Annotated in this window: 25 protein-coding genes and 2 tRNA genes; 13 read left to right on the plus strand and 14 right to left on the minus strand. The window is 71.4% G+C overall.

Going from position 1 to position 26633, the window contains the following annotated elements:
- Positions 1–34 precede the first annotated feature (34 nt).
- The 3 genes from FFS25_RS03100 to FFS25_RS03110 form a co-directional block, all read right to left on the minus strand.
- Positions 35–934, minus strand: coding sequence for a glycerophosphodiester phosphodiesterase (locus tag FFS25_RS03100; protein ID WP_249933743.1), 900 nt, complete (start codon positions 932–934; stop codon positions 35–37).
- A gap of 202 nt (positions 935–1136) precedes the next feature.
- Entirely contained in the window at positions 1137–1958 is an 822-nt protein-coding gene (locus FFS25_RS03105) for a hypothetical protein (protein ID WP_006213911.1), read from the minus strand.
- A 111-nt stretch (positions 1959–2069) separates the two neighbouring features.
- Entirely contained in the window at positions 2070–3284 is a 1215-nt protein-coding gene (locus FFS25_RS03110; RefSeq protein WP_137801868.1) for an endonuclease/exonuclease/phosphatase family protein, read from the minus strand.
- A 129-nt stretch (positions 3285–3413) separates the two neighbouring features.
- Here FFS25_RS03110 and FFS25_RS03115 point away from each other — a divergent pair, with 129 nt between their 5' ends.
- Entirely contained in the window at positions 3414–4229 is an 816-nt protein-coding gene (locus tag FFS25_RS03115; RefSeq protein ID WP_137801869.1) for a spermidine synthase, read from the plus strand.
- 9 nt (positions 4230–4238) lie between these two features.
- Here FFS25_RS03115 and FFS25_RS03120 read toward each other — a convergent pair whose 3' ends face one another.
- Positions 4239–4562 carry an acylphosphatase gene (locus FFS25_RS03120; protein ID WP_137801870.1) on the minus strand — a complete coding sequence of 108 codons (324 nt, stop codon included), beginning with the start codon at positions 4560–4562 and terminating at the stop codon, positions 4239–4241.
- The gene (locus FFS25_RS03125; protein WP_171004078.1) at positions 4559–5407 is read right to left on the minus strand and encodes a DsbA family protein; all 849 of its coding nucleotides are present in this window, start codon (positions 5405–5407) and stop codon (positions 4559–4561) included. Before FFS25_RS03125 ends, FFS25_RS03120 begins: the two co-directional genes overlap by 4 nt.
- Positions 5408–5550: 143 nt before the next feature.
- Here FFS25_RS03125 and FFS25_RS03135 point away from each other — a divergent pair, with 143 nt between their 5' ends.
- Positions 5551–5751, plus strand: a complete 201-nt coding sequence (locus FFS25_RS03135; RefSeq protein ID WP_006213916.1) for a hypothetical protein — start codon at positions 5551–5553, stop codon at positions 5749–5751.
- 7 nt (positions 5752–5758) lie between these two features.
- Here FFS25_RS03135 and FFS25_RS03140 read toward each other — a convergent pair whose 3' ends face one another.
- From FFS25_RS03140 to manA, 3 genes are all read right to left on the minus strand, one after another.
- Entirely contained in the window at positions 5759–6970 is a 1212-nt protein-coding gene (locus tag FFS25_RS03140; protein WP_137801871.1) for a hypothetical protein, read from the minus strand.
- 125 nt (positions 6971–7095) lie between these two features.
- Positions 7096–9717, minus strand: a complete 2622-nt coding sequence (locus FFS25_RS03145; protein WP_137801872.1) for an AAA family ATPase — start codon at positions 9715–9717, stop codon at positions 7096–7098.
- Positions 9714–10886 carry a mannose-6-phosphate isomerase, class I gene (gene manA, locus FFS25_RS03150; RefSeq protein ID WP_137801873.1) on the minus strand — a complete coding sequence of 391 codons (1173 nt, stop codon included), beginning with the start codon at positions 10884–10886 and terminating at the stop codon, positions 9714–9716. Before manA ends, FFS25_RS03145 begins: the two co-directional genes overlap by 4 nt.
- A gap of 131 nt (positions 10887–11017) precedes the next feature.
- Here manA and FFS25_RS03155 point away from each other — a divergent pair, with 131 nt between their 5' ends.
- Together FFS25_RS03155 and FFS25_RS03160 are read left to right on the plus strand one after the other, a co-directional pair.
- Positions 11018–12415: a phosphomannomutase/phosphoglucomutase gene (locus FFS25_RS03155; protein WP_137801874.1), complete on the plus strand. Its 1398-nt coding sequence runs from the start codon at positions 11018–11020 to the stop codon at positions 12413–12415.
- A gap of 477 nt (positions 12416–12892) precedes the next feature.
- On the plus strand, positions 12893–13177 hold the full coding sequence (locus FFS25_RS03160) for a hypothetical protein (protein WP_249933744.1): 285 nt from the start codon (positions 12893–12895) through the stop codon (positions 13175–13177).
- Positions 13178–13272: 95 nt separating this feature from the next.
- On the opposite strand, the gene FFS25_RS13360 is transcribed toward FFS25_RS03160, so the two are convergent.
- Complete coding sequence (locus tag FFS25_RS13360; protein WP_171004079.1) at positions 13273–13449, minus strand: hypothetical protein; 177 nt, start codon at positions 13447–13449, stop codon at positions 13273–13275.
- A 651-nt stretch (positions 13450–14100) separates the two neighbouring features.
- Positions 14101–15960, minus strand: a complete 1860-nt coding sequence (locus tag FFS25_RS03165) for a phosphoenolpyruvate carboxykinase (GTP) (RefSeq protein ID WP_137801876.1) — start codon at positions 15958–15960, stop codon at positions 14101–14103.
- Between the two features lie 320 nt (positions 15961–16280).
- On the opposite strand from FFS25_RS03165, the gene FFS25_RS03170 reads away from it, so the two are divergent.
- From FFS25_RS03170 to FFS25_RS03195, 6 genes are all read left to right on the plus strand, one after another.
- Positions 16281–17387 carry an iron-siderophore ABC transporter substrate-binding protein gene (locus FFS25_RS03170; protein ID WP_137801877.1) on the plus strand — a complete coding sequence of 369 codons (1107 nt, stop codon included), beginning with the start codon at positions 16281–16283 and terminating at the stop codon, positions 17385–17387.
- Positions 17384–18439, plus strand: coding sequence for a FecCD family ABC transporter permease (locus FFS25_RS03175; RefSeq protein WP_137801878.1), 1056 nt, complete (start codon positions 17384–17386; stop codon positions 18437–18439). Before FFS25_RS03170 ends, FFS25_RS03175 begins: the two co-directional genes overlap by 4 nt.
- Entirely contained in the window at positions 18436–19485 is a 1050-nt protein-coding gene (locus tag FFS25_RS03180; protein WP_249933745.1) for a FecCD family ABC transporter permease, read from the plus strand. Before FFS25_RS03175 ends, FFS25_RS03180 begins: the two co-directional genes overlap by 4 nt.
- Positions 19482–20282 (plus strand): ABC transporter ATP-binding protein, encoded by an 801-nt coding sequence (locus FFS25_RS03185; RefSeq protein ID WP_137801879.1) that lies wholly within the window; start codon positions 19482–19484, stop codon positions 20280–20282. Before FFS25_RS03180 ends, FFS25_RS03185 begins: the two co-directional genes overlap by 4 nt.
- Positions 20283–20332: 50 nt before the next feature.
- Positions 20333–21331 carry a siderophore-interacting protein gene (locus FFS25_RS03190; protein WP_137801880.1) on the plus strand — a complete coding sequence of 333 codons (999 nt, stop codon included), beginning with the start codon at positions 20333–20335 and terminating at the stop codon, positions 21329–21331.
- Positions 21332–21432: 101 nt separating this feature from the next.
- Positions 21433–21505 (plus strand) — tRNA-Arg (locus tag FFS25_RS03195).
- 153 nt (positions 21506–21658) lie between these two features.
- Here the strand turns inward: FFS25_RS03195 and FFS25_RS03200 are convergent.
- On the minus strand, positions 21659–22663 hold the full coding sequence (locus tag FFS25_RS03200; protein ID WP_249933746.1) for an aldo/keto reductase: 1005 nt from the start codon (positions 22661–22663) through the stop codon (positions 21659–21661).
- A gap of 121 nt (positions 22664–22784) precedes the next feature.
- Between FFS25_RS03200 and FFS25_RS03205 the strand changes: the two genes are divergently transcribed.
- Entirely contained in the window at positions 22785–23222 is a 438-nt protein-coding gene (locus tag FFS25_RS03205) for a DUF488 domain-containing protein (RefSeq protein WP_137801881.1), read from the plus strand.
- 6 nt (positions 23223–23228) lie between these two features.
- Here the strand turns inward: FFS25_RS03205 and FFS25_RS03210 are convergent, their stop codons facing one another.
- The 3 genes from FFS25_RS03210 to upp form a co-directional block, all read right to left on the minus strand.
- Positions 23229–23771 carry a SixA phosphatase family protein gene (locus FFS25_RS03210; RefSeq protein ID WP_137801882.1) on the minus strand — a complete coding sequence of 181 codons (543 nt, stop codon included), beginning with the start codon at positions 23769–23771 and terminating at the stop codon, positions 23229–23231.
- A gap of 106 nt (positions 23772–23877) precedes the next feature.
- Positions 23878–24681 (minus strand): winged helix-turn-helix domain-containing protein, encoded by an 804-nt coding sequence (locus FFS25_RS03215; protein ID WP_137801883.1) that lies wholly within the window; start codon positions 24679–24681, stop codon positions 23878–23880.
- 490 nt (positions 24682–25171) lie between these two features.
- Positions 25172–25807: a uracil phosphoribosyltransferase gene (gene upp / locus FFS25_RS03220; RefSeq protein ID WP_006213935.1), complete on the minus strand. Its 636-nt coding sequence runs from the start codon at positions 25805–25807 to the stop codon at positions 25172–25174.
- 94 nt (positions 25808–25901) lie between these two features.
- On the opposite strand from upp, the gene tadA reads away from it, so the two are divergent.
- The gene (gene tadA / locus FFS25_RS03225; protein ID WP_137801897.1) at positions 25902–26366 is read left to right on the plus strand and encodes a tRNA adenosine(34) deaminase TadA; all 465 of its coding nucleotides are present in this window, start codon (positions 25902–25904) and stop codon (positions 26364–26366) included.
- 63 nt (positions 26367–26429) lie between these two features.
- Positions 26430–26516: transfer RNA gene (locus FFS25_RS03230), tRNA-Ser, on the plus strand.
- Positions 26517–26633: the final 117 nt, after the last annotated feature.

Genomic DNA, 26633 nt, shown 5'->3' on the forward strand with positions numbered 1-26633 from the left:
ATATCTAATGAATATGCATTTTGCAGTGGGCTGTTCAACACATTCTATCGCTGCTGCCGACAGCGGTGGGGGCACCGCCCGCAGCGAGTCGATCCAGCAGCTCCCCCGGCCGGTTGGTCGTGATCTGCTGGACGCCCAGGGCAAGGCACAGCTCGAGGTCCGCCGCGGTGTCGACCGTCCAGACCCGCAGGATCGAGCCCTGCGCCAGCCAGGTCCGCACGAGACCGGGGTGATCCCGCACGAAGGCGATGCCCGGACCCGCGATCTCGCACAGGCCCCGGGTGATGATCGGCTCCGCCGACGGCACGACCCAGCGCATGCCGGCGTGCACGAGCCGGGCCGTCGCAGCCGGGACCCGCAGGCTCGCGGCCACGGACTCCGGGGTGGGATCCTCGATCAGCTGGCACACGTTGCGCGGGGCGACGGTCTGCAGGACATGGCGCACGGCATCCGGGTGGAAGCTCATGATCGAGACCTGCAGGTTCCCCAGGCGCCCGGTCTCCGGGTCCCAGCCCTCGGCCATCAGGACGCTGAGCACAGCCACCTCCAGCCGATGACCGGCCGGGGAGGGATGCTTGGTCTCGATGGCGAGTCCGACCCGCCTGCCCGCGCCGCGCAGCAGCTCGAGCAGCTCCGGCAGCGTCAGCAGCTGCTCATGGGGCTCGCCGTGGCTGACCGGGATCTCGATGCCCTTCCAGGAGACGAAGTCCAGACGGCGCAGCTCGGCCAGCGTGTGCGAGGAGATCGGTCCGCGGCCGTCGCTCGTGCGCCCCAGCTGGGCGTCGTGGTGCAGGACCAGGTGGCCGTCGCGCGTGAGGTGGACGTCTCCCTCCACGCCGTCGGCCCCGTCCAGCAGGGCCTGCACGTATGCCGCCCGCGTGTGCTCGGGGTACTGAGCGCTCGCTCCGCGATGCGCGAGGATCCTGGGGCCCAAGCTGTGCCTTCCTGCGAGGAGAGGGTGCTGCGCCGTCGACTCGCAGGGAGTCGGACAGCGCTCTCGCCTCTCACGCTAGGGGCCTGCTGTGAACGCCGGAGGAACGACGACGGCCGACCCGATGAAGCACCTGGTCCCCGCCTGAAGGATCAGGCGGGGACCAGGGGTCCTGCATCATGTCGGCCGCTGTGCGCCGCAGGACTCAGCTGTCCTGCTGACCCTCGCCGCTGATCTGCGCCGGCTCACCGGCCTCCTCGGAATCCTTGGAGCGGTCTCGGGCGTCGTCGGCGAGCTTGGGAGCCCGGTCGACCTCGGACAGCTCGGGCGGGAAGCTCGCCGGAAGCGGCCCGAAGGCCTCCTGGGTGCTCTTCACGACCGCCCGCGACATGGCCAGGTTGGCGCCGCCGCCGACCACGGCGCCGATGCCGAAGGGCAGCGCGCGGCCCAGCGCCGCCGTGGACTGCTTGCGGATGAAGCGGCGCACGAACATGTTGCGCAGCTTCTTGCCGACATCGAGGCCGCCCTCCTTGGAGCCAGTGCCCATCATCAGGCCCCAGCGGTTCGTCAGGCCTCGGGACTTGGAGCTCGAGGCCAGGACCTGCTTCATGAGCACGCCCCCGTCCTCGCCGAGCATCAGGGCCATGACCATGGAGCGCGTGCGCACCGGGTCGGAGGTGTGCACGCCGTGCAGCTCCGCGATGGCCTGGGCGTACAGCGCGGTCATCTCCAGGTAGCCGCCGACCGAGACGGTCGACACGCCCAGGGAGGCCAGCGTGCCGATGCCCGGGATCATGGCCGCACCGCCGGCCACGCCGCCGGTGGCCGTGTTCGCCCGGACGTACATCCGCTCGAGGCGCTTGGCGATCTGCTCGGGGGTCTCGTCCGGGTGCTCGGCGCGCAGCCGCTTGACCCAGCGCAGCACGACGGGACGCTGCACCTTCAGGGCGTTGTCGAGGAAGCCGTTCAGCGCCGGGGTCGGCTTGCCGTCATCATCGAATGCGTGCTTCAGGGGGTTGAACGCCACGGTCGTCTCCTGGGGTGGGTGTCCTTGAGAAGTTCGACACCAGCCTACCCACGGCCATCAGCGCCCTGTCTGATCGGCTCCTGACGACTGGCTGGGAGCCGCAGGCACGACTCAGCGCACGCGCAGATCCGCCCAGACGGGCCGATGGTCCGAGGTCGGGAAGGGATACGAGCCCGTGAGCTCCGCGCCGGGCTGCCCCGGGGCGGGCCAGAACACCTGGGAGTCCTGCACCCGGAGATTCGACGACGGCAGGACGTAGTCAACCCGCAGGTTGCCCGGCGCCTGGTCGGTGAAGTCCGCCGTGTCGAAGCGGTGCTCGCCCAGATGCCTCGTGTTGGCACCTCCCTGGGCGGCAGCCGCCGCGACGGCCCCCTCCGAGCTCGGCCGGGGATCCTGGATGCGGTGGTGCTCCAGCAGCTGCCGGGCAGCCCCGGGCCAGGAGTCCCCGTCCTGAGGGTCGGAGTTCAGATCGCCCATGATCACGAACCTGCTGCCGGGCAGCAGTCCGCCGGTGCCCCCGTTGTCGTCGCGGATCCAGCTGCCGCGGCGCGAGCCCGTGATGTAGTCCGCCCAGAAGCGGATCTCGTCGTGGTTGCGCCTCCCGTTGCGGTCCTCGGATCCGTCGAACGACGGCGGAGTCGGGTGGGAGGCCAGCACATGGACGGTGTCGCGGCCCACCCGCACGGGAACGTCCCAGTGCGACTTCGACGACAGCCGCAGCCGCTTCCCGATCTCGCGGCCGTAGTAGTCCCAGGGCAGCAGGCTGTCCGGCATCTGCGACCAGAGCTGAAGCTGGAAGGTCCGCACCGCGCCGTGGTCGATGGGCGCCGTGGAGTACACGGCCATGCCGTACTGGCCGGGGAAGAGGCCGAAGCCCCAGGCATCGTCGCCGGTGCGCAGCGTCCCGTCGCCGTTGAGATCCAGGCCCGAGTCCACGCCCGTGTTGACGGCAGCGGTGAAGGCGTGGGGGAAGTCCAGCGGGGCCTGGCCGTTCTGGCTGCGCGCCAGGTAGTTGTCCCGGAACAGCTGCACGCCCAGGTGCTCGGCGTCGTAGTCGAACTCGTTGATCAGCAGGACGTCGGGGGCGCAGCGCTGGATGACCTCGGCGACCGCCTGCGCCTGGGCGTTGCCGGGCGTGGAGAGATCCCGCACCAGCTGCCCCTGCGAGCCGCGGTTGAGCGAGGCGTTGTAGGTCATGAACCGCAGCGTCCGATGCCCGGCCCCGCCGCGCTCGGAGGCTGCGGCGGGAAGGGCGATCGAGGTCACCGCGGCCCCGGCCAGGCCTCCGACCAGGCTGCGGCGGGTGAGTGCGGTGCGGCGGCTCATGTGATCCCCTGGAGTGCTCGGTGGACGCGGCCGGTCGGCCGATGACATGGACCGACCGTAGCGAGAGCGGTTGAACCGGCCGTGAACGCACGGCGAGCGGATCGCGCGGATCGGTGAGACGATCCGAGCATGTCCCGCCCCGCACGCCGCTCCCGCTTCCTGTCCGCCCTCGATGCCGGGGCCGAGATCGCCTGGGACGAGCTGACCGAGGGGTGGATCCTCAGCATCGGCGGCGCCGAGCAGTCGCACGTGGACCTGGCAGATCCGAGCCGGGTCTTCTACGAGTACCTGCAGCGGATGTCGGCGGCCTGCGATCTGCAGCGCCCGAGCGGACAGCCCGTGCGCGCGCTGCATCTGGGGGCCGGGGCGCTGACGCTGCCCCGCCGGCTGAGCGCGGTCCGCCCGGGATCGCAGCAGACGGTGATCGAGCTGGCCCGCGAGCTGCCGGGGTTCGTGCTCGAGCACCTCCCCTGGCCGGACTCGCAGCCGCCCCGGGTCCTGATCGGCGACGCCCGGGAGCAGCTCAGCGCGCTGCGCGAAGCCGAGACGGAGCCGTTCGACCTGCTGGTGCTCGACGTCTTCGCCGGCGACGACGCACCCGCCCATCTTCGCGAACGATCGTTCTACCAGGAGATGGGCCAGGTCCTGGCCCCCGACGGGGCGCTGATCGTCAACGTGGGCGATGACCCAGGACTCGGCTTCTTCCGCGAGCAGGCCGAGCGCATGGTGGAGGCCCAGGGCAGCGGCGGTGCCCCGGCCTTCGCCGACGTGTGGTGCCTCAGCGACGCCTCGATGCTCGACGGGCAGCGCGCCGGCAACCTCATCCTGCTGGGCTCGCCCTCGAGCATGCCGCGCGAGAACCTGGACGCCCTGCGCGCCGCCGGCCCTCACCCGGCCGCGGTCCTGGACCGCATGCAGCTCGAGGACTGGCTGGCCGGTGAGTGAATCCGCCGCTCAGGCGGTCGTGAAGCCGCTCAGGTCGCCCTGGGGGCCCTCGAAGTGCGCGTCCACGCGCATCACGGCCCCCGGTGCGTCCGGGCCCTGGATCTCCTTGAGCAGATCGCGCACCGCCCAGCGGGTGCCTTCGGCGATCACCTCCACGGTGCCGTCGTCGAGGTTGCGGGCGCAGCCCACGAGCCCCAGCTTCTCGGCGTGCTTCCACGTCCAGTAGCGGAAGCCCACGCCCTGCACCGTTCCGTGCACGATCGCGATGGCCCTCAGCCTCTGCCTGGTGTCCAGGCCGTCCTCCTCGTCTCGTGCTGCGCCCTGCTGGCTCATGCCCGGGTCCCGGAATCGCTGGAGGAGCCCGAGGAGCCCTCGGCCGCATCGCGCAGGACGTCGCGGAGGTCCTCCGCGCTGCCGATCTCCCCGAGGTCGATGGCCCTGCCATCGGCCACGAAGCTCGGAGTCCCCGTCAGCTCGAGGTCCTCCGCCTGCTGGCTGTGCTGCTCGACGATCTCCTCGACGTCGCTGGAGCCCATGTCCTCGCGGAAGCGCTGCTCATCCAGCCCCGCCTCCCCGGCGAGCTCGACGAAACGGTCCTCGAGCTCGCCGTCCGAGAGCTCGGACCACTCGTCGACGTCGTCGTAGACGAGGCTCGCGTACTCGTGGGCCTCCCCCTGACGACCGGCGGCCTCGACCGCGTGGGCCGCCGGCACCGCGTTGTCGTGCATGGACAGGGGGAAGTTCTTCACGCGCACGACGACCTCGCCGTCGAGCTCCTCGGCCACCTGCTCGACCGCAGGGTGGAAGGACCCGCACGCGGGGCACTCGTAGTCGGTGTACATGGTCACGACGGGCAGATCTCCGCTGGCCGTGTTCAGGGCGTAGCCGTCCTCGATGGCCTGGTCCACGCCGGGGACCTCGGTGTCCTCCTGCGGGGCCTCGGAGTCCTGGGCGCTGGCGGAGTCCTCCGCCTGGGCGGAGCCCCCTTCCGACGGGTCCTGGCTCGGGGAGCCCTCGCTCGCGGTCTCCGAGGCGGAGGCGGAGTCCTGAGCCGAGGCGGAGCCCTCGGTCGAGGGGTCCTCATCGGAGCTGGGAAGGCAGCTCGTGAGCAGCAGCGCGCAGCAGGCGGCAGCCGTCAGGCCGGCCGCGAGGCGGGATCCGGTGGGATGGGATGTCATGGCACTCCCGGGGGGTGAGGCGGTGCCCGGAGGGCCCCGCGGTGATCGGTCTGCGATGGCCCAGACTACGGGCGGGATCTGACTGCGCGATACCCTGCCAGCGTCGTGCCGTCCGAGAGCCCGTTGCCAGAAGGAGTCCGCCCGTGCAGCTGATGGTCCCGTTCCAGATCGTGCTCATCGTCCTGGCGGTGATCGTCATCGTCGTGGGAGCCGTGATCTCCGACCCGCTGCTGATGCTGCTCGGGGCGCTCATGGCCGCGATGGCCATCACCGGGCTGGGCATGGCGCTGCGGATGCGCCGACGGCACTCAGGCCAGGCCCCGCAGCGCCCCACGCGCGGCTGAGTCCGGATCAGTCCTGGGCCTCGGCCTGCTCCTCGTCCAAGGGCAGCGGCTCTCCGTCCAGCCGGTGGTCCAGGTGCATTCCGGCCTCCGCAGCGCTGCCGCTCAGGGCCTCGGCCGCTTCCTCGTACTGCGGCTCGCTGTACTCCGGCAGCCGCTCGGAGCGCACCCTGAGCATCGGCGCCGCCCCGTCCGAGCCCTCGACCCGCGCCGTGGCCTGCAGATCAGGGACCTGGCCCAGGTCGTGGAGGTCCTCGAGCAGCTCGGGCGTCAGCGACTTCGCGAACGCGCTCGGGACCGTGAGCCGCACGCGGCCGTCGATCACGGTCACAGCGACCTGGTGCCCGCCCGGCGCCTGGCCGGCCTCCTGGGTGCCCGTGAGCACCCGGGAGAGCTGGGGAAGCGCTCCCTCAGCAGACAGATCGGCCGAGTAGACGGTGGTCACCTCCAGCTGCTGGCCCACGCTCACCGACCAGCGGCGCTCGGGCCCCTGCTCCTCGGCGGAGGACGGCGACGCCGAGGGATCCGGGGCAGCAGTCTCCTGCGCGCCCGGCTGGGGGCCTGTGCGCTGCAGCGCGGCAAGCAGGTCGATGGCCTCGGGGATCGTCGCTGCCGAGCCGGTCGCCCGGCCGTCCGCAGCGGCGGGCTCGGAGGCCGACGAGGCCTCTGCCGGTCCCGAGATCGAGGAGCCGTCGTCGAGCACCAGGGAGACCTGTCCCAGTCCGATGCCGGCCCCCGACAGCTGGGCCTCGGCCTCCGTCTCGGCTGAGGACCAGGCCTGAGCGATCTGCTCGGGGGTGGCTTCGGGCGCGAAGAGCAGCCCCAGGTCCACGGTTCCTTCGCGGGCCTCGCCCCCCTGGGAGTACGAGCCCTCCACGGAGGCCGAGACCACCCCGGGCAGCTCGCACAGGGCCAGCTCGGTCTGCGGCACCACGAAGGCCACGTCAGCGGCATCCGATGCGGGTGCGGTCCGCGCCAGGCCGTCGTCCTCGGCGCTGGGTCGAGGCTGATCGCAGTCGGCGCTGCGAGCCCAGACGGGCAGCTCAGCCCCGGCCACGAGCCCGGGCTCGGCGATCTCCCGGTTCGGCGGCTGCTCCATCTCCGGGATGTCCGGCTCGGGATCGGCCGGTGCGCAGCCCGCCAGCGGCAGTCCCATGGCGGCGAGACAGCCCAGCAGCGCGGCCGATCGGAGTCCGGCGCTCGGGCGCGAGGCGGCTGTCATCTCAGATGCCTCCTGCGAAGCGAGCGGATACGGGGGGGGGGGTGCCGGGCGGCGCCGCACGGCCATCCTACGGATCGCGGCCTCCTGCCGCGCACTGCGGTCCGGGCCGTGACGCGCGAGCCGTCTCAGCCGCGCAGCCAGGGACCCGTGACCGAGTCGGGATCGACGGCGACCTCCTCCGGAGTGCCTGCCGCCACGACGGTCCCGCCGCGGCGCCCGGCGCCCGGGCCCAGATCGATGACATGGTCGGCCGTGCGGATCGCCTCCGGGCGATGCTCGGCCATCACGACGGTCGCCCCGTCGCGGGCGAGGTCGTGCAGCACCCGCAGCAGTCGCTCGGCATCGGCCGGATGCAGCCCCGTGCTGGGCTCGTCGAGCAGGTAGAGCGTCCGGCTGCGACCGGTGCGGTGCAGCTCGGAGGCGAGCTTGATCCGCTGGGCCTCTCCGCCGGAGAGCTCGGTCGCCGGCTGGCCCAGTCGCAGGTAGCCGAGTCCCAGCGCCCCGAGGGCCTCCAGGGGCCTGCGGATCGCATCGACCCGGCGGCGCTGGGAGGCCGAGCGCGGCTGATGCGCAGCCTCCTGGTCGGACGGCTCCTCCGCGAAGACGGCGAGCGCCTCGGCGACCGTGAGCTCCAGGATCTCGGCGATCGTCCTCCCCTCCCAGCGCACCGAGAGGGTCTCGTCGTCGTAGCGGGTCCCGTGGCAGACCGGGCAGACGGTCCAGGAGCCGGGCAGGAAGACCAGCTCGACCTCCACCTGGCCCTGCCCCTGGCAGTGCGGGCAGCGCCCGGGGGTCGTGTTGAAGGAGAACCGCCCGGCCTTCCAGCCGCGGGAGCGGGCCTCCGGGGTGTCGGCGAACAGCGCGCGCACGTGATCGAAGAGCCCCGTGTAGGTCGCCAGGTCGGAGCGCGGCGTCCGTCCGATCGGCTTCTGGGTGATCCGCACCAGACGGCGCACCTCCTCCAGGCCCTCCGCGGCCGCGACGGTGGTGCCCGGACGGCGCTGCTGCTCGGCCTCGGAGCCCTCGCCGGTCTCCTCCGGGTCGCCGGCCTCGAGGTCCACCACGCCGGAGCCCTCCAGATGCTGCGCCGTCGCATCCCCCAGCGCATCCAGCAGCGAGGACTTGCCCGAGCCGGAGACGCCCGTCAGCGCGGTCAGCGCCCCGATCGGGAACTCGGCGTCGATGCCGTCGAGGGTGTTGCGGCGCACGCCCCGCAGGTGCAGGCGCTGCTCGCTCACCCGCACGGGGCCGCCGCGGATCTGCTCCGGCGGCGTCGAGGCGCGCAGGAAACGGCCCGTGGCCGATTCCGCGACGTCCTGGAGCTGGTCGACGGGACCGGAGTGCAGGATGCGTCCGCCCTGGGTGCCCGCGCCGGGGCCGACGTCGACCACCCAGTCGCAGCCGCGCACGAGCTCCATGTCGTGCTCGACCAGGCACACGCTGCTGCCCGCGCCCACGAGGCGGCGCAGCACCGCCATGAGCTGACGCGCCTCCGATGGGTGCAGCCCCGCCGAGGGCTCGTCCAGGACGTAGACCACCCCGAAGAGCCCCGAGCGCAGCTGCACCGCCAGGCGCAGGCGCTGCATCTCGCCGGGGGAGATGCTGAGGCTGCTGCGATCCAGGCTCAGATGCCCGAGGCCCAGGTCCACGACCGAGCGCAGGGTCGAGCAGCCGTCCTGGAGCAGCAGATGCTCGGCCTCCTCGCCGGGACCCAGTCGCTGGCCCTTCTCAGCACGGCGGTCCAGCTCCGCGCGCCTGTCCTCGAGCAGCTGCAGCAGCTCGTCCAGGGGTCGGGCCTGCAGCCGGTCGATCGGCTCGCCGGACCAGGTCACGGACAGCGCGGCCCGGGTGAGGCGGCGGCCGTCGCACTCGGGGCACGGGCGGGACTCCACGAAGCGCAGCGCGCGGGCGCGCATGCTCGCGCTGCCGGTCTCGGCCAGCGTGCGCATGAGCAGGGAGGCCGCCGAGGAGAACGTCCCCTGGTACTCGCGCTGGACCTGATGGGCTCCGCGCACGGGATGGACGGTCACGACGGGGTGCTCGTCCGTGAACAGCACCCACTGCCGGGTCTGCTCGGGCAGCTCGCGCCACGGCAGGTCGATGTCGATGCCGAGCTCGCGGCAGATGTCGCGCAGGTTCTTGCCGTTCCAGGCGCCGGGCCACGACGCGATCGCGCCGTCGGCGATGCTCAGGCTCGGATCCGGGACCATCGACTCTTCGGTCGGAACGTGCTGCACGCCCAGGCCGTGGCACACCGGGCACATGCCCGTCGGGGTGTTCGGGGAGAAGGCGTCGGAGTCCAGCCGACCGCGCGGGCCCAGCTCCATCCCCTGGGGATACTCCCCTGCCCGCGAGTACAGCAGCCGGATCGTGTTCGACAGCGCCGTGATGGTCGCGACCGAGGACCGGGCGGTGCCGCCTCCGCGCTGCTGGCCCATGGCGACGGTCGGCGGAAGACCTTCGACCGATCGGACCTGGGGATCGACGGCCCCGGCGATCAGCCGACGGGCGAACGGGGCGACCGATTCGAGATAGCGGCGCTGGGCTTCGCCGTGCAGGGTGCCGAAGGCCAGCGAGGACTTCCCGGAGCCGGAGATCCCCGTGAACGCCACCAGTCGCTCGCGCGGGATCTCGACATCGACATCGCGCAGGTTGTGCAGGTGGGCGCCGCGGATGCGGATCATGCCGTCGTCGGCGGCGTTCTCGGCCTTCTGAGACGGGGTCGGCTCCCCGGAACCGGCGGTCATGCCCGCAGCTCCACGGCCCAGAAGGTGCCGTGCCCGCTCACGACGACCGGCTCGCCGTCGGCTCGGACCCAGGCCGAGTGCCCGGAGCCGACCTCCATCTGCTCGGCCCCCGGGGCGCCGAGCGTCACGGAGCCGTCGACGCACAGGACCGTGCACGTGCTGGGATCGAGCTCGAGCTCCCGCCCGGGCTCGACCTCTCCCGAGACGAGGCTCAGGCGGTCCTCCCACAGCGGGATGCGGCGCAAGCCGTCGGGACCCGTCACGGCCTCCTGCGGCACCCCGGGATCCTGGTCATCGGTCACGACCCGCAGCAGCTCGTCGACGTCGACGTGCTTGGGGGTCAGCCCCGCGCGCAGCACGTTGTCCGAGCAGGCCATGATCTCCACGGCCGTGCCCTGCAGATAGGCGTGGACCTGGCCTGCGGGGGTGAACATGGACTCCCCGGGCTCGAGCACGAAGTGATTCATGCACAGGGCCACCAGCAGGCCGCGATCACCGGGGTGCGAGCGGGCGATGTAGGTCAGCACGGAGCCCAGCTCGTCGTCGGCGGGCAGGCTGCGGACCGCCGCCTCCAGAGCGGCCAGAGCCGCCTGCGCCCGGTCCTCCGGAAGGCTCAGCACGGTGCGCAGGACGGGCTCGGGGTGCTCGAGCGCCTCGCGCAGCCACTGCTGGTCCAGCGCCTCGGCCAGCAGACCGAGCTCGGCGCGATCTCGCATGCCCGTGAGGATCTGCAGCCGCGACAGCGCCACCACGGTCTCCGGCTTGTCGCTGCGGTCCTTGTAGCTGCGATGTGCCGCATCGATCGCGATCCCGGCGGCCTCCTCGCGCTCGAACCCCTCCCGGGCCTGCGCGATCGAGGGGTGGACCTGGATCGACAGCGGGGCCTCGATCGCCAGGATCTTGAGCAGGAAGGGCAGGGATCCGTCGTCGGCCACGACCTGGGCGCCGTCGCGCACGAAGCGCTCGGGCTCCTCCAGGAGCAGCTCGTTGAGGGGCTGCGGGCCGGCCTGGAGCACGAGCTGCGACGGTGCCGAGCGGTGGGCTCCGATCCACAGCTCGGCCTCGGGCTGCTGCGAGGGCGAGGGCCGCCCCTGCATCTGCGCCAGGACCGAGCGCGAGCCCCAGGAGTAGTGCTGGACGGGGTCGATCATCTCGAATAGCTGGGGCATGGCTCCATGGTAAGCACGGGGACTGTCCCCGCCTTCCTGCCGCAGCAGGGCCCCGCGCCCCCATGTATGGGGCGGCGGCGCGCCCGCCTGCGCTCGGGAGCCGCCCGATCGCCTCCATTAGAGTGCCGGGCATGACCATCGAACTGTCCCAGTCCTTCAAGGCCTACGACGTCCGCGGCATCGTGGGCGAGACCATCACCGCCGAGACCGTGCGCGCGACCGGCGCCGCCTTCGTCGACGTCCTCGAGCTGGCCGGAAGGACGGTGCTGGTCGGCGGCGACATGCGCCCGTCCTCGCCCGAGTTCATCGACGCCTTCGCCGAGGGCGCCACCGCTCGCGGCGCGGACGTCGTGAAGATCGGGCTGATCTCGACCGACGAGCTCTACTTCGCCTGCGGCGTGCTCGATGCCGCCGGCGTGACCTTCACCGCCAGCCACAACCCGGCGCAGTACAACGGCATGAAGATGGCTCTGCCGGGGGCTGTGCCCGTGTCCTCCGAGACCGGGCTCTACGAGATCCGCGACCGCGCCCAGTCCTACCTGACCGACGGCATTCCGCCAGGCGAGACCCGGGGGACGATCTCCGAGCGCGACGTCCTCAAGGACTACTCCGAGTTCCTGCGCGGACTCGTGGACCTGCGCGGCATCCGCCCGCTGAAGGTCGTCGTGGACGCCGGCAACGGCATGGGCGGGCTCACGACCCCGGCCGTGCTGGGCGACACCGTGCTGGAGGGACTGCCGCTGGAGATCGTGCCGCTGTACTTCGAGCTCGACGGCACCTTCCCCAACCACCCCGCGAACCCCCTCGAGCCCGCGAACCTCGTGGACCTCCAGAAGGCCGTGAGGGAGCACGGGGCGGATATCGGCCTGGCCTTCGACGGCGACGCCGACCGCTGCTTCGTGATCGACGAGAACGGCGGGGCGGTGACCCCGTCGGCGATCGCCGCGATCGTCGCCGAGCGCGAGATCGCCCGGGCGCAGGCCTCCGGCGAGCAGACCCCCGTCGTGATCTACAACCTGATCACCTCCCGCGCCGTCCCCGAGCTGGTGGAGGCGCGGGGCGGGCGCCCGGTGCGCACGCGCGTGGGCCACTCCTTCATCAAGGCCGTGATGGCCCGCGAGTCGGCGGTCTTCGGCGGCGAGCACTCGGCCCACTACTACTTCCGCGACTTCTTCAACGCGGACACCGGCATGCTCGCGGCCATGCACGTGCTGGCCGCCCTGGGCGAGCAGCAGCGTCCGCTCTCCGAGCTCATGGCCAGCTACGACCCCTACACCGCCTCCGGTGAGATCAACTCCGAGATCGAGGACAAGGCGGCAGCGGTCGAGCGCGTCCGCGGGTCGTTCGCGGGCGAGGACGTGGAGGTCGAGGACTCCGACGGCACCACCTTCGCCGCCGCCGACGGGACCTGGTGGTTCAACCTGCGCCCGTCGAACACGGAGCCTTTCCTGCGCCTGAACGTCGAGGCGCACGACCCCGCCGTGATGGAGCAGCTGCGCGATCGCGTGCTGGGCATCGTGCGCGGCTGAGGCCTCGCGCGACAGGATCCGCGGCCCCGTCCTCGCCCCGGCCCGGCCCGGTGCGCGCGTCGGGGCCGCTTCGGCGGCGATCCCCTCCACGCGACGTCAGGGGAGGTGAAGGGCAGCCTTGGCCATCTGGATCAGACGACGCAGCCGATCGGCATCCCAGCAGCCCCTCCCCCAGGACTCCGAGCAGCAGGCGGAGGACGCGCAGCCTCGCCCGACCCTGCCTCATGCTGCGGAGGCCGAGCGCCCCGGACCCCGCGAGACCGCTGTGCACGCACCGGCTCGAGCCCCCGAGGCGCCTGTCCCCGAGTCCGCGGCACCATCACAACGTCCTTCGGCGCACCAGCCGATCGAGAACCCGCCCTCCGCGACAGCAACCACGCAGGAGAGCACTGACATGTCCCACTGGATGATTCCATCAAGGAGCTGCTGAGCATCGAGGGCACCAACGGCGCCGCCATCGTCGATGCCTCCAGCGGCATGGCCCTCGCCTCCGGCGGCAACCCGGGCTTCGACCTCGATGTCGCCGCGGCCGGCAACTCCAACGTGGTCCGCGCCAAGCTGCGCACCATGCAGGAGATCGACATCGACGCCGAGATCGAGGACATCATGATCACGCTGTCGAACCAGTACCACCTGATCCGGGCCCTGAACTCCCGGGACACCTCCGGCCTGTTCGTCTGCCTGGTGCTCGATCGCACCAGCGCGAACCTGGCCCTGGCCTGCCACAAGCTCAACGCCGTCTCCGGCCGCATCGCGATCTGAGACCCCGGCTTCCGAGCGCTGAGAGCCCCCTCCCGCTCGGGAGGGGGCTCTCGTCATCCCCGGGACGCCGCTGGCGGGCGGCTGACCGGTCGGACTCAGGCCGAGGTGGCGGCGCGGCGGCCCGAGCCGGAGGGCTCCGATGCGCCGATGCCGGCGGACATGAGGGTGTCCTCGGTGGCCGCGGAGTTCTCCTGCTGGAAGACCAGGCGGCCGTCGCGCATCACCAGGATCCGGTCCACGAGAGAGCGGACCTCGTCCACCCGGTGGGGCACGTAGAGGATGCCGCAGCCGCGCTAGGCCATCATCTCGCGCAGGACGTCGGCCAGGGCCTGCTCCGCGCGCAGGAGGCCGCTCACCGGCACCGATGAACTCGCGGACGCTCATGCCCGCAGGCGCCTCGAAGCGCTGCTGCACGGCGCCTGACCCCCAGCTCGAGCGCCTCCCGCTCGCTGGAGGTGCGGTAGGGGCGGACGCTGAGGTGCATGGTCCCGCCGTTGGCCCTGGCGGCGCCGGAGGCGATCGAGATCAGCGTGGACTTGCCGCGCCGTTGCTCCCGACGAGGCCGACGGTCTCGCCCTCTCCCACCGCGAGGTCGATGCCGCGCAGCACCCGGCGGTGCCCACGGGTCGTGGTCAGTCCCTCGATGCGGAAGCGCTCTGCCTTGGATCTCTCGGTCTCCTCGCCCCTCAAGGGCCCTTGGACGGCCCGCCGAGGATCAGCGGACCGGATGCTCTGCCGCCGGCCCTGGATCACGGGCGACGGTCGACTCCCGACAGGCGCATGGCGCCGCGACGAGTCGACTCTGCGAGGTTCGTCGCGGCGCCATATCTCACCTGAGCGGCGTCGCTTCCAAGGATTCGGCCACCGATGCCCCCACGAGCACTGTCCCCCGGGCGGGTGGCATCTCGATGAGGGTGGGCCGATCAGCGGGCGTCCGAGAGCCGGGCGCGCAGCCCCTCCGACTGCTCGATCAGCACCTCGGGCACACGGCCCAGGCGCTCGAACCATGCGTCGATGCTGGGCAGCTCGGCCTCCCACTCGTGGACGTCGACCTCCAGAGCGCGGTCGATGGCGGCCGGATCGTAGTCGAGGCCCTCGAGATCCAGGTCATCACGAGTGGGGACGATTCCCACCGGGGTCTCCTGGCCCTCGGCGCGTCCGTCGATGCGCTCGGCGATCCACTTGACCACGCGCGAGTTCTCGCCGAAGCCCGGCCACGCGAAGCCGCCGTCGGGCGTGCGGCGGAACCAGTTCACGTAGAACACCTTGGGCATGTTCTCCTCGCCGTGGCGCTCGCCCACGTTGAGCCAGTGCTGCAGGTACTCGTTCGCGTTGTAGCCGATGAACGGGAGCATGGCCATGGGGTCGCGGCGCACCACGCCCACCGCGCCCTTGGCGGCGGCGGTGGTCTCGGAGGACAGCGTGGCGCCTTGGAAGACGGCGTGCTCCCAGCCGAAGGACTCGGAGACCAGCGGCACGGTGGTCTTGCGGCGCCCGCCGAAGACGATCGCGTCCAGCGGCACGCCCTCGGGATCGTCGTACTCGGGGGCCAGCATGTCGACCTGCTTGATCGGCGTGCAGAACCGCGAGTTCGGGTGCGCTGCGGGGCGGCCGGACTCCGGGGTCCAGTCGTGGCCCTTCCAGTCGGTCAGGTGCTCGGGGACCTCGTCGGTCATGCCCTCCCACCAGACGCCGCCGTCGTCGGTCAGGGCCACGTTCGTGAAGATCGTGTTGCCCTTGGCGACCGCGCGCATGGCGTTCGGGTTGGTGGACCAGCCGGTTCCGGGAGCCACGCCGAAGAGGCCTGCCTCGGGGTTGATCACGCGCGCCTGGTCGTCCTTGAAGCTGATCCAGGCGATGTCGTCGCCGACCATCTCCGCCTTCCAGCCCGGGATCGTGGGCTCGAGCATGGCGAAGTTCGTCTTGCCGCAGGCCGACGGGAACGCGGCCGAGATGAACTTGGTGTTCTGCTGCGGGTCGGTGATCTTGAGGATCAGCATGTGCTCGGCGAGCCAACCGTGGTCGTGGGCAATGGCCGAGGCGATGCGCAGGGCGTAGCACTTCTTGCCCAGCAGAGCGTTGCCGCCGTAGCCGGAGCCGAAGGACCAGATGGCGCGGTCCTCGGGGAAGTGGACGATGTACTTGTCCGGATTGCAGGGCCAGGCCACATCCTCCTGGCCCTCGGCCAGCGGCGCACCCAGCGAGTGCAGGCACTCGACGAACCCGGAGCCCGTCTCCTCCATGCGGCGCAGGACGTCGTCGCCGATGGTCGCCATGATGCGCATGGAGCACACCACGTACGCCGAATCGGTGATCTCGACGCCGAACATGGGAGTCTCGGCGTCCAGATGGCCCATGACGAACGGGATGACGTACATGGTGCGGCCCTTCATGGAGCCGGAGAACCGGCCTCGCAGGGTCTCCTTCATCTCCACCGGATCGCGCCAGTTGTTCGTGGGGCCCGCACCGGACTCGGCCTTGGTGCAGATGAAGGTCCGCTCCTCCACACGGGCGACGTCATCCGGATCGGAGAAGGCCGCGAAGGAGTTGGGGAACTGGGACTCGTCCAGCCGCACCAGGGTGCCCTGGTCGACCATCTCGTCGGTGAGCTGCTTCCACTCCTGCTCCGAGCCGTCGGCCCAGTGGATGCGATCAGGGGTGGTGAGCTCGGCGATCTCGCGGACCCACGAGATCAGGCCCTCGTGGGTGGTGGGCGGCGAATCCAGGGCGGCCCGGGTCTCGGCCGTCAGTCCGGCGGTGTTGTCGGTGGGCTGCTGAGCCATGGACGTGTCTCCTCGTTGAGGCCGGTGCTGCGCGCACTGCCCCCGGGGATCTCATCGTCGAGATGCGCGAGCGCCGTCATTGGCGTCCGCGCGGAAGCAGCCGCTTGCGGGTGTGATCCCAGTCTACGCAACGCACTGCACGACGCGCCGTGTGACAGATCACCGCCGCCTTGCCGCCCCGACCGGAGCGGCATATGCTCGAGCGCCGGTAGCTAAGCCTTACCTTAACTGGACGAGGTCAGCGCCCTGCCGCCGTCGATGCGGCGCTGAACGGGCGGTCGGATTCGCCCTTTCCGCCTTCCACACCACAGGAGCTCCACGTGTCCGATTCGAATCTCTCCGCGCTCTCCCGCCTCAGCTTCAGCCGGCGCTCGGCACTCGCCGGCCTGACCGGCCTCGGCGCCGTCGCCCTCGCCGGCTGCCAGACCGGCGACGGCGGCTCCTCGGACGACTCCTGGTCCGGCGGCTCCGACGAGCGCGGCGAGTTCCCCCGCACCATCAAGCACGCCTTCGGCGAGACCGAGATCGAGTCGGCCCCCGAGCGCGTGGCCACCGTGTCCTGGGCCAACCAGGATGCCGCGCTGGCGCTGGGCGTGGTCCCGGTCGGCATGCCGTCCATCGACTTCGGCGGCAACGAGAACGGCTCGACCGACTGGTTCGACGACAAGCTCGAGGAGGTCGGCGGCGAGGCTCCCGAGCAGTACTCCGAGACCGACGGCATCGACTTCGACGCCATCGCGGCGCTGAACCCGGATGTCATCCTCGGCGTCTACTCCGGGCTGACGCAGGAGGACTACGACAAGCTCTCGGAGATCGCCCCCACGGTGGCCTACCCGGAGGGCACCCAGCCCTTCGGCACCTCCTGGCAGGACACCACCCGCGGCGTGGGCGAGGCCCTGGGCCTGGACGATCAGGCCGACGACCTCGTCTCGGACCTCGAGGGGCAGCTGGCCGACGCCGTCGAGGCCAACTCGGTGCTCTCGGGCAAGACCTTCATCTACGGCACCGTCGATCCGGAGGCCGAGGACGAGATCTCGATCTACACCTCGATCGACAACCGCCCCCGCTTCCTGTCCTCGCTCGAGATGGAGCAGGCCCCCGTCGTCGCCGAGGAGGAGGGCGAGGACCCGGAGTCGTTCTTCATCACCTGGTCGCCGGAGCGCGCCGATGAGCTGGACTCCGACATCCTGATCTCGTGGGCCATGTCCGAGGACGTGCGTCAGGCCATCGAGTCCGATGACCTGCTCAACAAGATCCCGGCCGTCGCCGACGGCAAGCTCATGCTGCAGGTCGACGCGCAGGAGACGCTGTCCGTCTCGGCGATCTCCCCGCTGAGCCTCCCCTGGGCCCTGGAGACCATCCTGCCCCAGATCGTCGCCACCCTCGAGGGCGGCAGCGCGGACGCAGAGGCATCCCCGAGCGCATGAGCCATGCCGGCACGAGCCCCCGGGTCGCTGGGGCGGCTCCCTGGACCGCGCTGGTCGCGGCCCTCGTCCTCGTGGCGGGGGCCGGGCTGGCCTCCCTGTTCCTGGGCAGCCGCTCCGTCGACCCGGCGGTCGTGTCGGAGGTCCTCCTGCGCATTCCGGGAATGGTCATGGGCCAGGACTCCGGTGCGACCGCGGACATCGAGACCGCCGTCGTCCTGAGCCGGGTCCCGCGGACGCTGACCGCGATCCTCGTCGGAGCGGCGCTGGCCGTCGCCGGCGCCGGGCTGCAGGGCGTGAGCCGCAACCCGCTGGGCGACCCCGGCCTCCTGGGCCTGAACGCCGGCGCCTCGGCGGGCATCGTGACCGGCCTCGGCTGGTTCGGCGCCGCCACCAGCTGGGAGATGGGCGCCGCCTCCCTGGCGGGCACCCTCGTCGCCGCCGCGCTCGTCTTCGGACTGAGCCAGATCGGCGGCACGTCCCCCACACCGGCGGGCCTGACCCTGTCCGGGGCCGCCGTGAACGCCGGATTCATCGCGCTGACCTCAGCGATCGTCCTGACGCACTCGGACATCCTCGACCGCTTCCGCTACTGGAACATCGGCTCCGTCTCGCGCGCCGATGCCGCCGACCTCTCCGCTGCGCTGCCGCTGATCGCGGTGGGCCTGGCCCTGGTGATCTTCGGCTCCTCCGGGCTCAACGCCATGGCGCTGGGCGACGACCTCGCCCACGGGCTCGGCGTGGACCTGCGCCTGCAGCGCCTGATCGTCTTCCTCGGCGTCGTCCTCCTGGCCGGATCCGCCACCGCAGCCGCCGGCCCCATCTCCTTCGTGGGCCTGCTGATCCCGCATGCGATCCGCCGTCTGGTGGGCGGGGACTACCGCTGGATCGTGGTCCTGTCCCTGCTGCTGGGCCCTGCGCTGCTGCTGCTGGCCGATGTCATCGGACGCGTCATCGCACCGCCCCAGGAGGTCTACGTGGGCATCATGACCGTCGTCCTGGGCGTGCCCGTCCTGCTGGTGCTGCTGCGCCGCGGCAAGGGGGTGTCGCTGTGAACGCCTCGGAGATCACCACCATGCGCCGCCGCGAGTCCCGCCGCACGGGCCGCCTGATCGCGATCATGTACCTCGCGGTGCTCATCATGCTGGCCGTGCGCGTGCTGCTCGGCGGCTACACCGTCACCATCCCGGACTTCTTCCGGATCCTGGGCGGTGAGCGCATCCCCGGCGCCACGTTCATCGTGATGCAGGACAAGCTGCCGCGGGCCCTGCTGGGCGCCGGCGTGGGCATCTGCTTCGGCTTCGCCGGAGCACTGTTCCGCCGCGTGCTGCGCAATCCCCTGGCCAGCCCAGACATCCTCGGCATCTCGCAGGGCGCTGCCGCCGGTGCCGTGATGGGCATGGCGTTCCTGGGCATGCGCGGAGCCAGCATGATCGTGACCGCGCTGCTCGGCGCGTTCGCCGCCGCCGCGCTGATCGCCCTCGTGTCGACCTCTCTGGGCGGTCGCGGAGGCGGCGGGGCCGTGGGCATCGTGGGCGAGCGATTCCTGCTCGCGGGCATCGGCATCGCCGCTCTGGGCGGGGCGGTCGTCTCGTTCGTGATGGCGCGGCTGTCGCTGCAGAGCGCGCAGGACGCCGCCACCTGGACCACGGGCTCGCTGAACCTCGCGACCTGGGACCGCATCCTCGTCGTGGCCATCGTGCTCGCGGTCGGCATCCCGGCCGCGCTGGCCCTCCACCGCGCCATGGAGCCCGCGGAGCTGGGCAGCGAGCTGGCCTCGGCCCTCGGCGCCCGCCCGGCCCTCACGAGCGCCGCCGCACTCGGACTGGGAGTCCTGCTCGCCGCCGTCGCCACCGCGACCAGCGGCCCGCTGGCCTTCGTGGCCCTGCTGTCCACCCCGATCGCCGCGGCCCTGCATCGCGGGCGGGTCTCGCTGCTCGTCAGCGGGGCCGTCGGCGCGCTGATCGTCGTCGCAGCGGACATGATCGGCGCCGAGGCCTTCGGCGACGCCCGGCTCCCCGCCGGTGTCATCACAGGCGCCGTGGGCGCCCCCGTCATGCTGTGGCTGCTGGTCCAGCAGAGGAGAGGAGCGCGCTCATGAGCGAACCGGTCTTCGACATCCGCGGGCTCAGCCTGGCCTACGGCCAGCGCGTGGCCGTGCAGGACGTGGATCTGCAGATCCGCCCGCACGAGACCACGGTGCTGATCGGCTCGAACGGCTGCGGCAAGTCCACCCTGCTCAAGGGGCTGTCCCGTCAGCTGGCCCCCAGCTCCGGGACGATCTCCTTCCAGGGCACCGAGCTCTCCCAGGTCCGCTCCAAGGGCTACGCCCGCGATGTGGCACTGCTGCCGCAGACGCCCGTGGTGCCCGAGGGCCTGACCGTGGCCGAGCTGGTGGCCCGCGGCCGCCATCCCCACCGGCAGTGGTGGGGCTCCCCGGCAGCCGGCGACGACGAGGCCGTGGCCCGGGCCCTGTCCATGCTCAGCCTGCAGGACTTCGCCGACCGCCGGGTGGACGAGCTGTCGGGAGGTCAGCGCCAGCGCGCCTGGATCGCACTGGTGCTGGCGCAGGACACTCCCGTGGTGCTGCTCGATGAGCCGACCGCCGCCCTCGACCTGGCCCATCAGGTCGATCTGCTGGATCTGCTGCACGGCCTGCGCCGACCGGACGGCACCCGCACCACCGTGATCGCCGTGCTGCACGAGCTGAACCTGGCCGCGCGCGTGGCCGACCGCGTCATCGCCATGGCCGGCGGACGGATCGTGGCCGCGGGAACGCCGGAGGAGGTCTTCACCCAGCAGCGGCTGCATGACGTCTTCGGCCTGCATGCCGATGTCATGCCCGATCCTGTGGAGGGCCATCCCGTGATTCTGCCGCGGGCCCAGGTCGTCGTCTGATCGGCCCGCCCGGCACCCGTTCGCACCGCACACCGCCCCCAGGAGGCCCCATGACCCGCACGTCCGCACGAGTCCCCCAGACCATCTCCGCGCTGGTGTCCGTGACCTCGGTGGAGGACCTCTCCCCGACCTTCCGCCGCGTCCGGATGGCCGGAGCGGACCTGCTCGGCGCCTCGCCCGCGCTGATCGGCGAGGGTCCCGAGATCACCTGCGCCGATGCCTACCTCAAGCTGCTGATCCCGCCGCCCGGGCGCGAGGCCGAGCACCCCGACCTGAGCCAGGGCCTCCCCGAGTGGTTCGCCCTTCCCGCCGAGCAGCGCGGCTGGCTGCGCACGTACACCGCGCGCAGCTGCCGCTGGATCGACCTGGACGGACAGCGGGTGCCCGAGATCGCGATCGACGTGGCCCTCCATGATCACGACGCCGGCCCCGGTGGCCTGTGGTTCTCGCGCGCCTCGATCGGCTCCACGGCGTGCCTGCTGATCCCCGGCCCCGAGGAGCCGCTGTGGAGCTCCTGGGCCCCGGGGCAGGCCGAGCGGGTCATCGCGGTCGGCGACGAGACCGCCGCGCCGGCGCTGCTGTCGATCGCCGAGCAGCTCCACCGCGACCGTCCCGACCTGCGCGCCGACGTGATCATCGAGGTCCCGGACGACCACGACGCCTCCTCCTACCCCGACAGCTCCCTCCCCCGCACCCCGCCCGATGGACAGCACGGACTGAGCCTGCACATGCTGACGCGCGATCCCGAGACACGGCTCAGGGAGCCCGGCGCCCGCGTCCTGGGCGAGCTGCTGGGGCTCGAGACGAGCGTCGTCGACGAGGCCCTGGCCGGGCAGCGCCCGAGCCGGTCGCAGCACGCCGAGACGCCCGAGCCGGCCGAGCGCGAGTGGTCCCTGGCCGAGGCCTCCTCCGAGGGCACCTATGTGTTCCTGGCGGGGGAGGCTGCCAGCATCAAGGCCTGGCGCCGCATGTGCGTGGACGGCGCCGGGATCGACCGCTCCGCCCTGTCCTTCATGGGCTACTGGCGGCAGGGCCGCGCCGAGTCCTGAGAGCCGCTGCCGATTTGCGCGCGAGCGCAGCGGGCGAGTACAGTCTTACTTCGTTCGCAGGACGGGAGACCGTCCAGCAGGACACGGCTCGCAAGGGCCGGGCGCCACTAGCTCAACGGATAGAGCATCTGACTACGGATCAGAAGGTTGGGGGTTCGAATCCCTCGTGGCGCACTTCACGAGACAGAGGCCCCGCCAGGCAGCACGCCTGGCGGGGCCTCTTCGCATCCCGACCCGCCCGTCGCTGCGCCCTCCCCGCCGAGGGGACGCGTCCGACGGCTTCTAGGCCTCGAAACGCGTCGGATGCGTCCCCTCGGTGCGCGACGCTCAGTAGCGGGGCTGCGCGGGAGCGGGCATGCCGTTGAGGGCTGCCACGTCCTCGTCGTCGAACTCGATCTCGGCGGCGCGCGCGTTCTCGGCCAGGTGCTCCAGGTTCGTGGTGCCCGGAATGGTGATGACCGAGCCTCCCTGCCGCTCGGGCAGCAGCGACCAGGCGATCGACACCGCGGCCTTCGAGACGCCGTGCTTGCGGGCGATCTCCTCGAGCAACGGCAGGATCAGCTGATCGTTGGCGGCGCGCGCCTCCGGCGTGAACCGGGAGTTGCGGGCGCGGAAGTCGTTGTCCGAGAACGTCCTGCCGGTCAGCGCACCGGAGAAGTAGCCGCGCCCCACCGGCGAGAACGGCACGAAGGCGGCGTCGTGGTCGCGGCACCAGGAGATGACATCCCCGGCGGGATCGCCGTCAGAGACGACTCCGGAGCCGTCCGGGTCGCGGGTCCACAGCGAGTACTCGGACTGCACGGCGGCCACCGGATGGATCGGCTGGGCTCGCTCGAGCTGCTCGACGGTCACCTCCGACATCCCGATCGAGCGCACCTTGCCGGCCTGGACCATCTCGGCCATCGCGCCCCACGTGTCCTCGAGAGGGACCTCCGGGTCCAGGCGGTGGACGTAGTACAGGTCGAGGACGTCGGTGCGCAGACGTCGTAGGCTGTCGTCGATCGCCTGGCGGAGGTAGTCCGGGCGCCCGCAGCGTCCGGTCCTGGGCGGCTCCAGCTGCTCGGCGAGCAGCACGGCCTTGGAGCACAGGAAGATCTCATCCCGCCGGTCGTGCAGCGCGGCCCCCACGATCTCCTCGTTGGCGCCGCCGCCGTAGAGCGTGGCCGTGTCGATGAAGTCCATGCCGCCGTCCACGGCAGCGCGCAAGACGTCCCTCTTGGCCGCCTCGGACAGCTCCTGCCGGTCATAGGCGCAGCTCAGGCCCATGGCGCCGAAGCCCACGACCCCCACCTGATCGCCGGTCGCGGGGAAGCTCACCTGTCGCATGCTCATCCTCTTTCTCATCCGTGCAGGAAGCGGCGCCGTCGTCGTGCGCCGCTGCTCGAAGACCCACGCTACGTCCCCGACGACCGAGCCGCCGCTGCAGCGCAGCGGCGGCTCCTACAGTGGGCCCATGAGCGGCGACGAGATCTGGACCATCGGGCACTGGGTCTGTGAGCAGGGGGTCTTCCTGGAGGCACTGGACAGCGCAGGCATCGGCGCGATCGCAGATGTGAGGGCGCAGCCCGGCTCGCGGCGCAGCCCGCAGTTCAGCAGGGACGCGATGCCCGAGTGGCTGGGCGAGGCGGGCATCGAGTACCACCACCTCCAGGAGCTGACCGGCCGGCGGCGCAAGCAGCCCGAGATCCCTCAGGAGCTCAATGCCGGCTGGCAGAACCGCAGCTTCAAGAACTACGCGGACTACACGCTCACCGCGCGGGGCTGGACCGTGCGCCATCCGTCCACCACGGTCGAGCCGCGGCTGCACGAGTTGGGGATGTGGGGCGCTCACGCGGAGGTCTCCGACGACGGCGTGGTCACCTACCCGCCGATCGCCGAGGACTGCGACTGAGGCCGATCAGCCGCGGGGCGAGCGGAAGCCGACCAGGCGGGCGTCGGCGCCGTCGAGCTCGGCCCACGGCTTCTGCAGCCGGAAGACGGCCAGCCCCGCGGTGGGGAAGCCCGCCGAGAGGTCCATGACCGAGTCCATGTCCGAATCCGGGGCGGCCAGGCGCATGGCGACCTCCTGCACCGCGGGCTGGTGGCAGATCACCAGGAGGCTGCGGACCCGCTCGGGAGTCGCGCAGATCTGCGCGAGGACCTGCCGATCGGAGGCCTCGTAGAGCCGGTCGGACAGGCTCGCGGTGGGCGCCCGATCGCCCAGCACGCTCGAGACCCAGGTGCAGGTCTGCCTGGTGCGCAGCGCCGACGAGCACAGGACCATCTCCGGCAGCTCGCCGCTGTCGAGCAGCCACTGCCCTGCCTCCGGCGCCTCGGCCTCACCCTGCTTGCCCAGCGGGCGGTCGAAGTCCGCCACGCCCCACCCGGCGTCCGCTTGAGCATGGCGCATGAGGATCAGAGTGCGCTCGTCCGGGCCCGTGGTCTCCGAGGTGCTCGTCATGGGCTCATGGTCTCACGCACCGCGGGAGGAGGCCTCGGGCAGAAGTCGAGCCCCGTCCTGATCCGGCAGGACGGGGCTCGAGGGGGCCGCGGGATGCGGCCGCGACTCAGATGGAGTACTCGGGCGCGGCCCAGACGATGACCTCGGGGTGGTCGTAGAACCGGTAGCCCTGGCCGCGGACCGTGCGCACCGTGTTGGCCAGGCGACCCAGCTTGGAGCGCAGGCGCCGGATGTGGACGTCGATGGTGCGCTCGTTGGGGGTCTCGTCGGCATCCGACCAGAGGCTCGAGATCAGCTCGGTGCGCCCCACGGTGCGGCTGCCGTTCTCCACGAGGTAGTTCAGCAGCTCGAACTCCTTGTAGGTCAGGTTCAGCACCGACCCGTCCAGCATGACCTCGCGGCGCGAGAGGTCGATCAGCACGCCGACCGACTGGGTGGTGCGGGTGTCGCGAGCCGAGACCGGGGCCGTGACAGCCTCCGCGGCGGGCTCGACCGCGGTCGGATCACCGAGGGCGTTGCGCACGACCTGCAGGTCCCCGCCCGGGGCGCCGGCCTGGGCCAGCGCCACGGCCGCGTAGCTCTCCGCCTCCGGGGCGATCTGTGCCACCGACCGACGCAGCTGCTGCACGATCTCCACCAGCGTGGTGCCGTTGGCGGCCGCCTTGGCCTCGCCCAGGCCGACGTACAGGACGAAGCCGCGGGCCTCCGAGCTCACGCCCGGATCCTGGGGGTTCAGCCGTCGATCGGCGCGCACCTGCTGGGGCGCACCGCCCGCCTCCACGGCGCCGGGGTGACGCATTCCGGGACGGCGGCGCATGGGCGCCGCGCCCCCTGCTCCGGCGGCCATCTGGCTCGCGGCGGCGGTGCGTGCTCGCTGCGAGATGTGGACATACCCGGGTGCTCCGGCCATGACTGCTCCTCATGCTGTGAAACGACCCTGCCACGGGCCGCTGCCGGGCCGAGTCTCGACCGGGCCTGCACGCCCGACGCCGCACCGAGAGGCTCTCTCCCCTGACCCGGCTGACCTGCCGGAGAGACCGGCAGGCGGCGTCGCGCGCTCCTGCAATGGCTCCATACTCAGCCAGCTCCAAGCTTCTGCGCAAGACACATACCGACTTGTGTCTCACTATCCGAGATTAATAACTTGTAAACGCACCTATGTGCGCCCGCAACCCTTGTCTGGCGCGTTTCCTGGAGCAACTTCAGCCTTCCGGTGCGACCGGGGGAGACATTCGCGCCAACTTACTCACCGGTATTCGTGCACTCACCCACCCCTATTTGTCAAGGCCTATTGCCACATCGGCAACCGAGTCTCAGATAATGAGACGCCCCTCGATGCTCGGCATCGAAGGGCGTTCGGGGCATCACCCCAGGTGCCGCCGGGCGGCGGGCGCAGGGAATCAGTCGACGACGCCGTACAGGCGATCGCCGGCATCCCCCAGACCGGGGACGATGTAGGAGTTCTCGTCCAGGCGCTCGTCGACGGTCGCGAGGACCACGTGGACGTCGTCGTCGCCCAGCTCCTGCTCCATGGCGGCAAGCCCTTCGGGTGCCGCGAGAAGGCACAGGCAGGTGATGTCCTGAGCCCCGCGCCGGCGCAGGAAGCGGATGGCCTCGATCAGAGTGCCTCCGGTGGCGAGCATGGGATCGAGGACGTAGACCTGTCGGCCGGTGAGATCATCCGGCAGCCGCTCGGCATACGTGACGATGTCCAGGGTCTGCTCATTGCGGGCCATGCCCAGGAAGCCGACCTCCGCCGTGGGCACCAGACGGGTCATGCCCTCGAGCATGCCCAGACCGGCGCGCAGGATCGGGACCACGAGCGGTCGCGGCGTGCTCAGCGCCGTGCCGGTCGTGGTGCTCACGGGGGTGCGGACCTCGATGGGCTCCACCCGCACCTCGCGCGTGGCCTCATAGGCGATCAGCGTGACGAGCTCCTCCACGAGCTGGCGGAACACGGGGGACGAGGTCTCCCGATCGCGCAGGACGGTGAGCTTGTGCGAGACCAGCGGATGGTCGAGAACTGTGAGGCGCATGACGCAAAATTAGCATTCGGCCGCGTCCGCGGCGCAGATGCAGAAGACGCCGGAGCGCACCCGAGGAGGAGTCCCGCCCGTGGCACTGCCCCCGATGCGCAGCACCCGAGTCCACGAGGCCTGGATGCGCCAGGCCCTCGCGCAGGCGCGCCTTGCCCTGGCCACGGGCGACGTCCCCATCGGAGCCGTCGTGCTGGATCCCGACGGCCGCACGATCGGGTACGGGCGCAACGAGCGCGAGGCCCACCACGACCCCACCGCCCACGCAGAGATCCTGGCCATGCGCGAGGCCGCCGAGGCCCTGGGCAGCTGGCGCCTGGAGGAGTGCACCCTGGTGGTCACCCTCGAGCCGTGCACCATGTGCGCCGGGGCCGCGGTGCTCGCGCGCATCCCGCGGATCGTTCTCGGAGCCTGGGACCCCAAGGCCGGAGCCTGCGGCTCGGTCCTGGACGTGGTGCGCCACCGGCAGCTCAACCACTGGAGCGAGGTCCACGGCGGCGTGCTCGCCCACGAGTGCTCCGCACTGCTCACCGAGTTCTTCCGGGCCCATCGCGACTGAGCGGCCCCGACCCGGCCCTGCCGATTTTGCGCACCGCCCACCCGCCAGTATGATCTTGGGCCTGGTGGCGTGTCCGAGCGGCCGAAGGTGCATCACTCGAAATGATGTTTGGTGTAAAAGCCAACGAGGGTTCAAATCCCTCCGCCACCGCGCATGTCCTGAGTCGCGACATCGTTGACAGACGATGTCGCGGCTCAGGCTTTTTTCGTATGGGTTCGTTTTCTCCGTCGAGGCCGTGGGGGTGTTCCGGTCGGGGCGTGGGTTCAG

Source organism: Kocuria sp. 2SI, assembly GCF_005502825.1.
In the GTDB taxonomy this organism is placed as follows: domain Bacteria; phylum Actinomycetota; class Actinomycetes; order Actinomycetales; family Micrococcaceae; genus Kocuria; species Kocuria palustris.

Coding starts and splice junctions, on each gene's coding strand:
- FFS25_RS03125 (WP_171004078.1), bottom strand. CDS start 5,407: ATGACATCCCATCCCACCGGATCCCGCCTCGCGGCCGGCCTGACGGCT.
- FFS25_RS03205 (WP_137801881.1), top strand. CDS start 22,785: ATGAGCGGCGACGAGATCTGGACCATCGGGCACTGGGTCTGTGAGCAG.
- FFS25_RS03175 (WP_137801878.1), top strand. CDS start 17,384: ATGAGCCATGCCGGCACGAGCCCCCGGGTCGCTGGGGCGGCTCCCTGG.
- FFS25_RS03190 (WP_137801880.1), top strand. CDS start 20,333: ATGACCCGCACGTCCGCACGAGTCCCCCAGACCATCTCCGCGCTGGTG.
- FFS25_RS03215 (WP_137801883.1), bottom strand. CDS start 24,681: ATGGCCGGAGCACCCGGGTATGTCCACATCTCGCAGCGAGCACGCACC.
- FFS25_RS03160 (WP_249933744.1), top strand. CDS start 12,893: ATGGCCCTCGCCTCCGGCGGCAACCCGGGCTTCGACCTCGATGTCGCC.
- FFS25_RS03165 (WP_137801876.1), bottom strand. CDS start 15,960: ATGGCTCAGCAGCCCACCGACAACACCGCCGGACTGACGGCCGAGACC.
- FFS25_RS03155 (WP_137801874.1), top strand. CDS start 11,018: ATGACCATCGAACTGTCCCAGTCCTTCAAGGCCTACGACGTCCGCGGC.
- FFS25_RS03210 (WP_137801882.1), bottom strand. CDS start 23,771: ATGACGAGCACCTCGGAGACCACGGGCCCGGACGAGCGCACTCTGATC.
- FFS25_RS03140 (WP_137801871.1), bottom strand. CDS start 6,970: ATGACAGCCGCCTCGCGCCCGAGCGCCGGACTCCGATCGGCCGCGCTG.
- upp (WP_006213935.1), bottom strand. CDS start 25,807: ATGCGCCTCACAGTTCTCGACCATCCGCTGGTCTCGCACAAGCTCACC.
- manA (WP_137801873.1), bottom strand. CDS start 10,886: ATGCCCCAGCTATTCGAGATGATCGACCCCGTCCAGCACTACTCCTGG.
- FFS25_RS03185 (WP_137801879.1), top strand. CDS start 19,482: ATGAGCGAACCGGTCTTCGACATCCGCGGGCTCAGCCTGGCCTACGGC.
- FFS25_RS03110 (WP_137801868.1), bottom strand. CDS start 3,284: ATGAGCCGCCGCACCGCACTCACCCGCCGCAGCCTGGTCGGAGGCCTG.
- FFS25_RS03145 (WP_137801872.1), bottom strand. CDS start 9,717: ATGACCGCCGGTTCCGGGGAGCCGACCCCGTCTCAGAAGGCCGAGAAC.
- FFS25_RS03200 (WP_249933746.1), bottom strand. CDS start 22,663: ATGAGCATGCGACAGGTGAGCTTCCCCGCGACCGGCGATCAGGTGGGG.
- tadA (WP_137801897.1), top strand. CDS start 25,902: ATGCGCAGCACCCGAGTCCACGAGGCCTGGATGCGCCAGGCCCTCGCG.
- FFS25_RS03115 (WP_137801869.1), top strand. CDS start 3,414: ATGTCCCGCCCCGCACGCCGCTCCCGCTTCCTGTCCGCCCTCGATGCC.
- FFS25_RS03120 (WP_137801870.1), bottom strand. CDS start 4,562: ATGAGCCAGCAGGGCGCAGCACGAGACGAGGAGGACGGCCTGGACACC.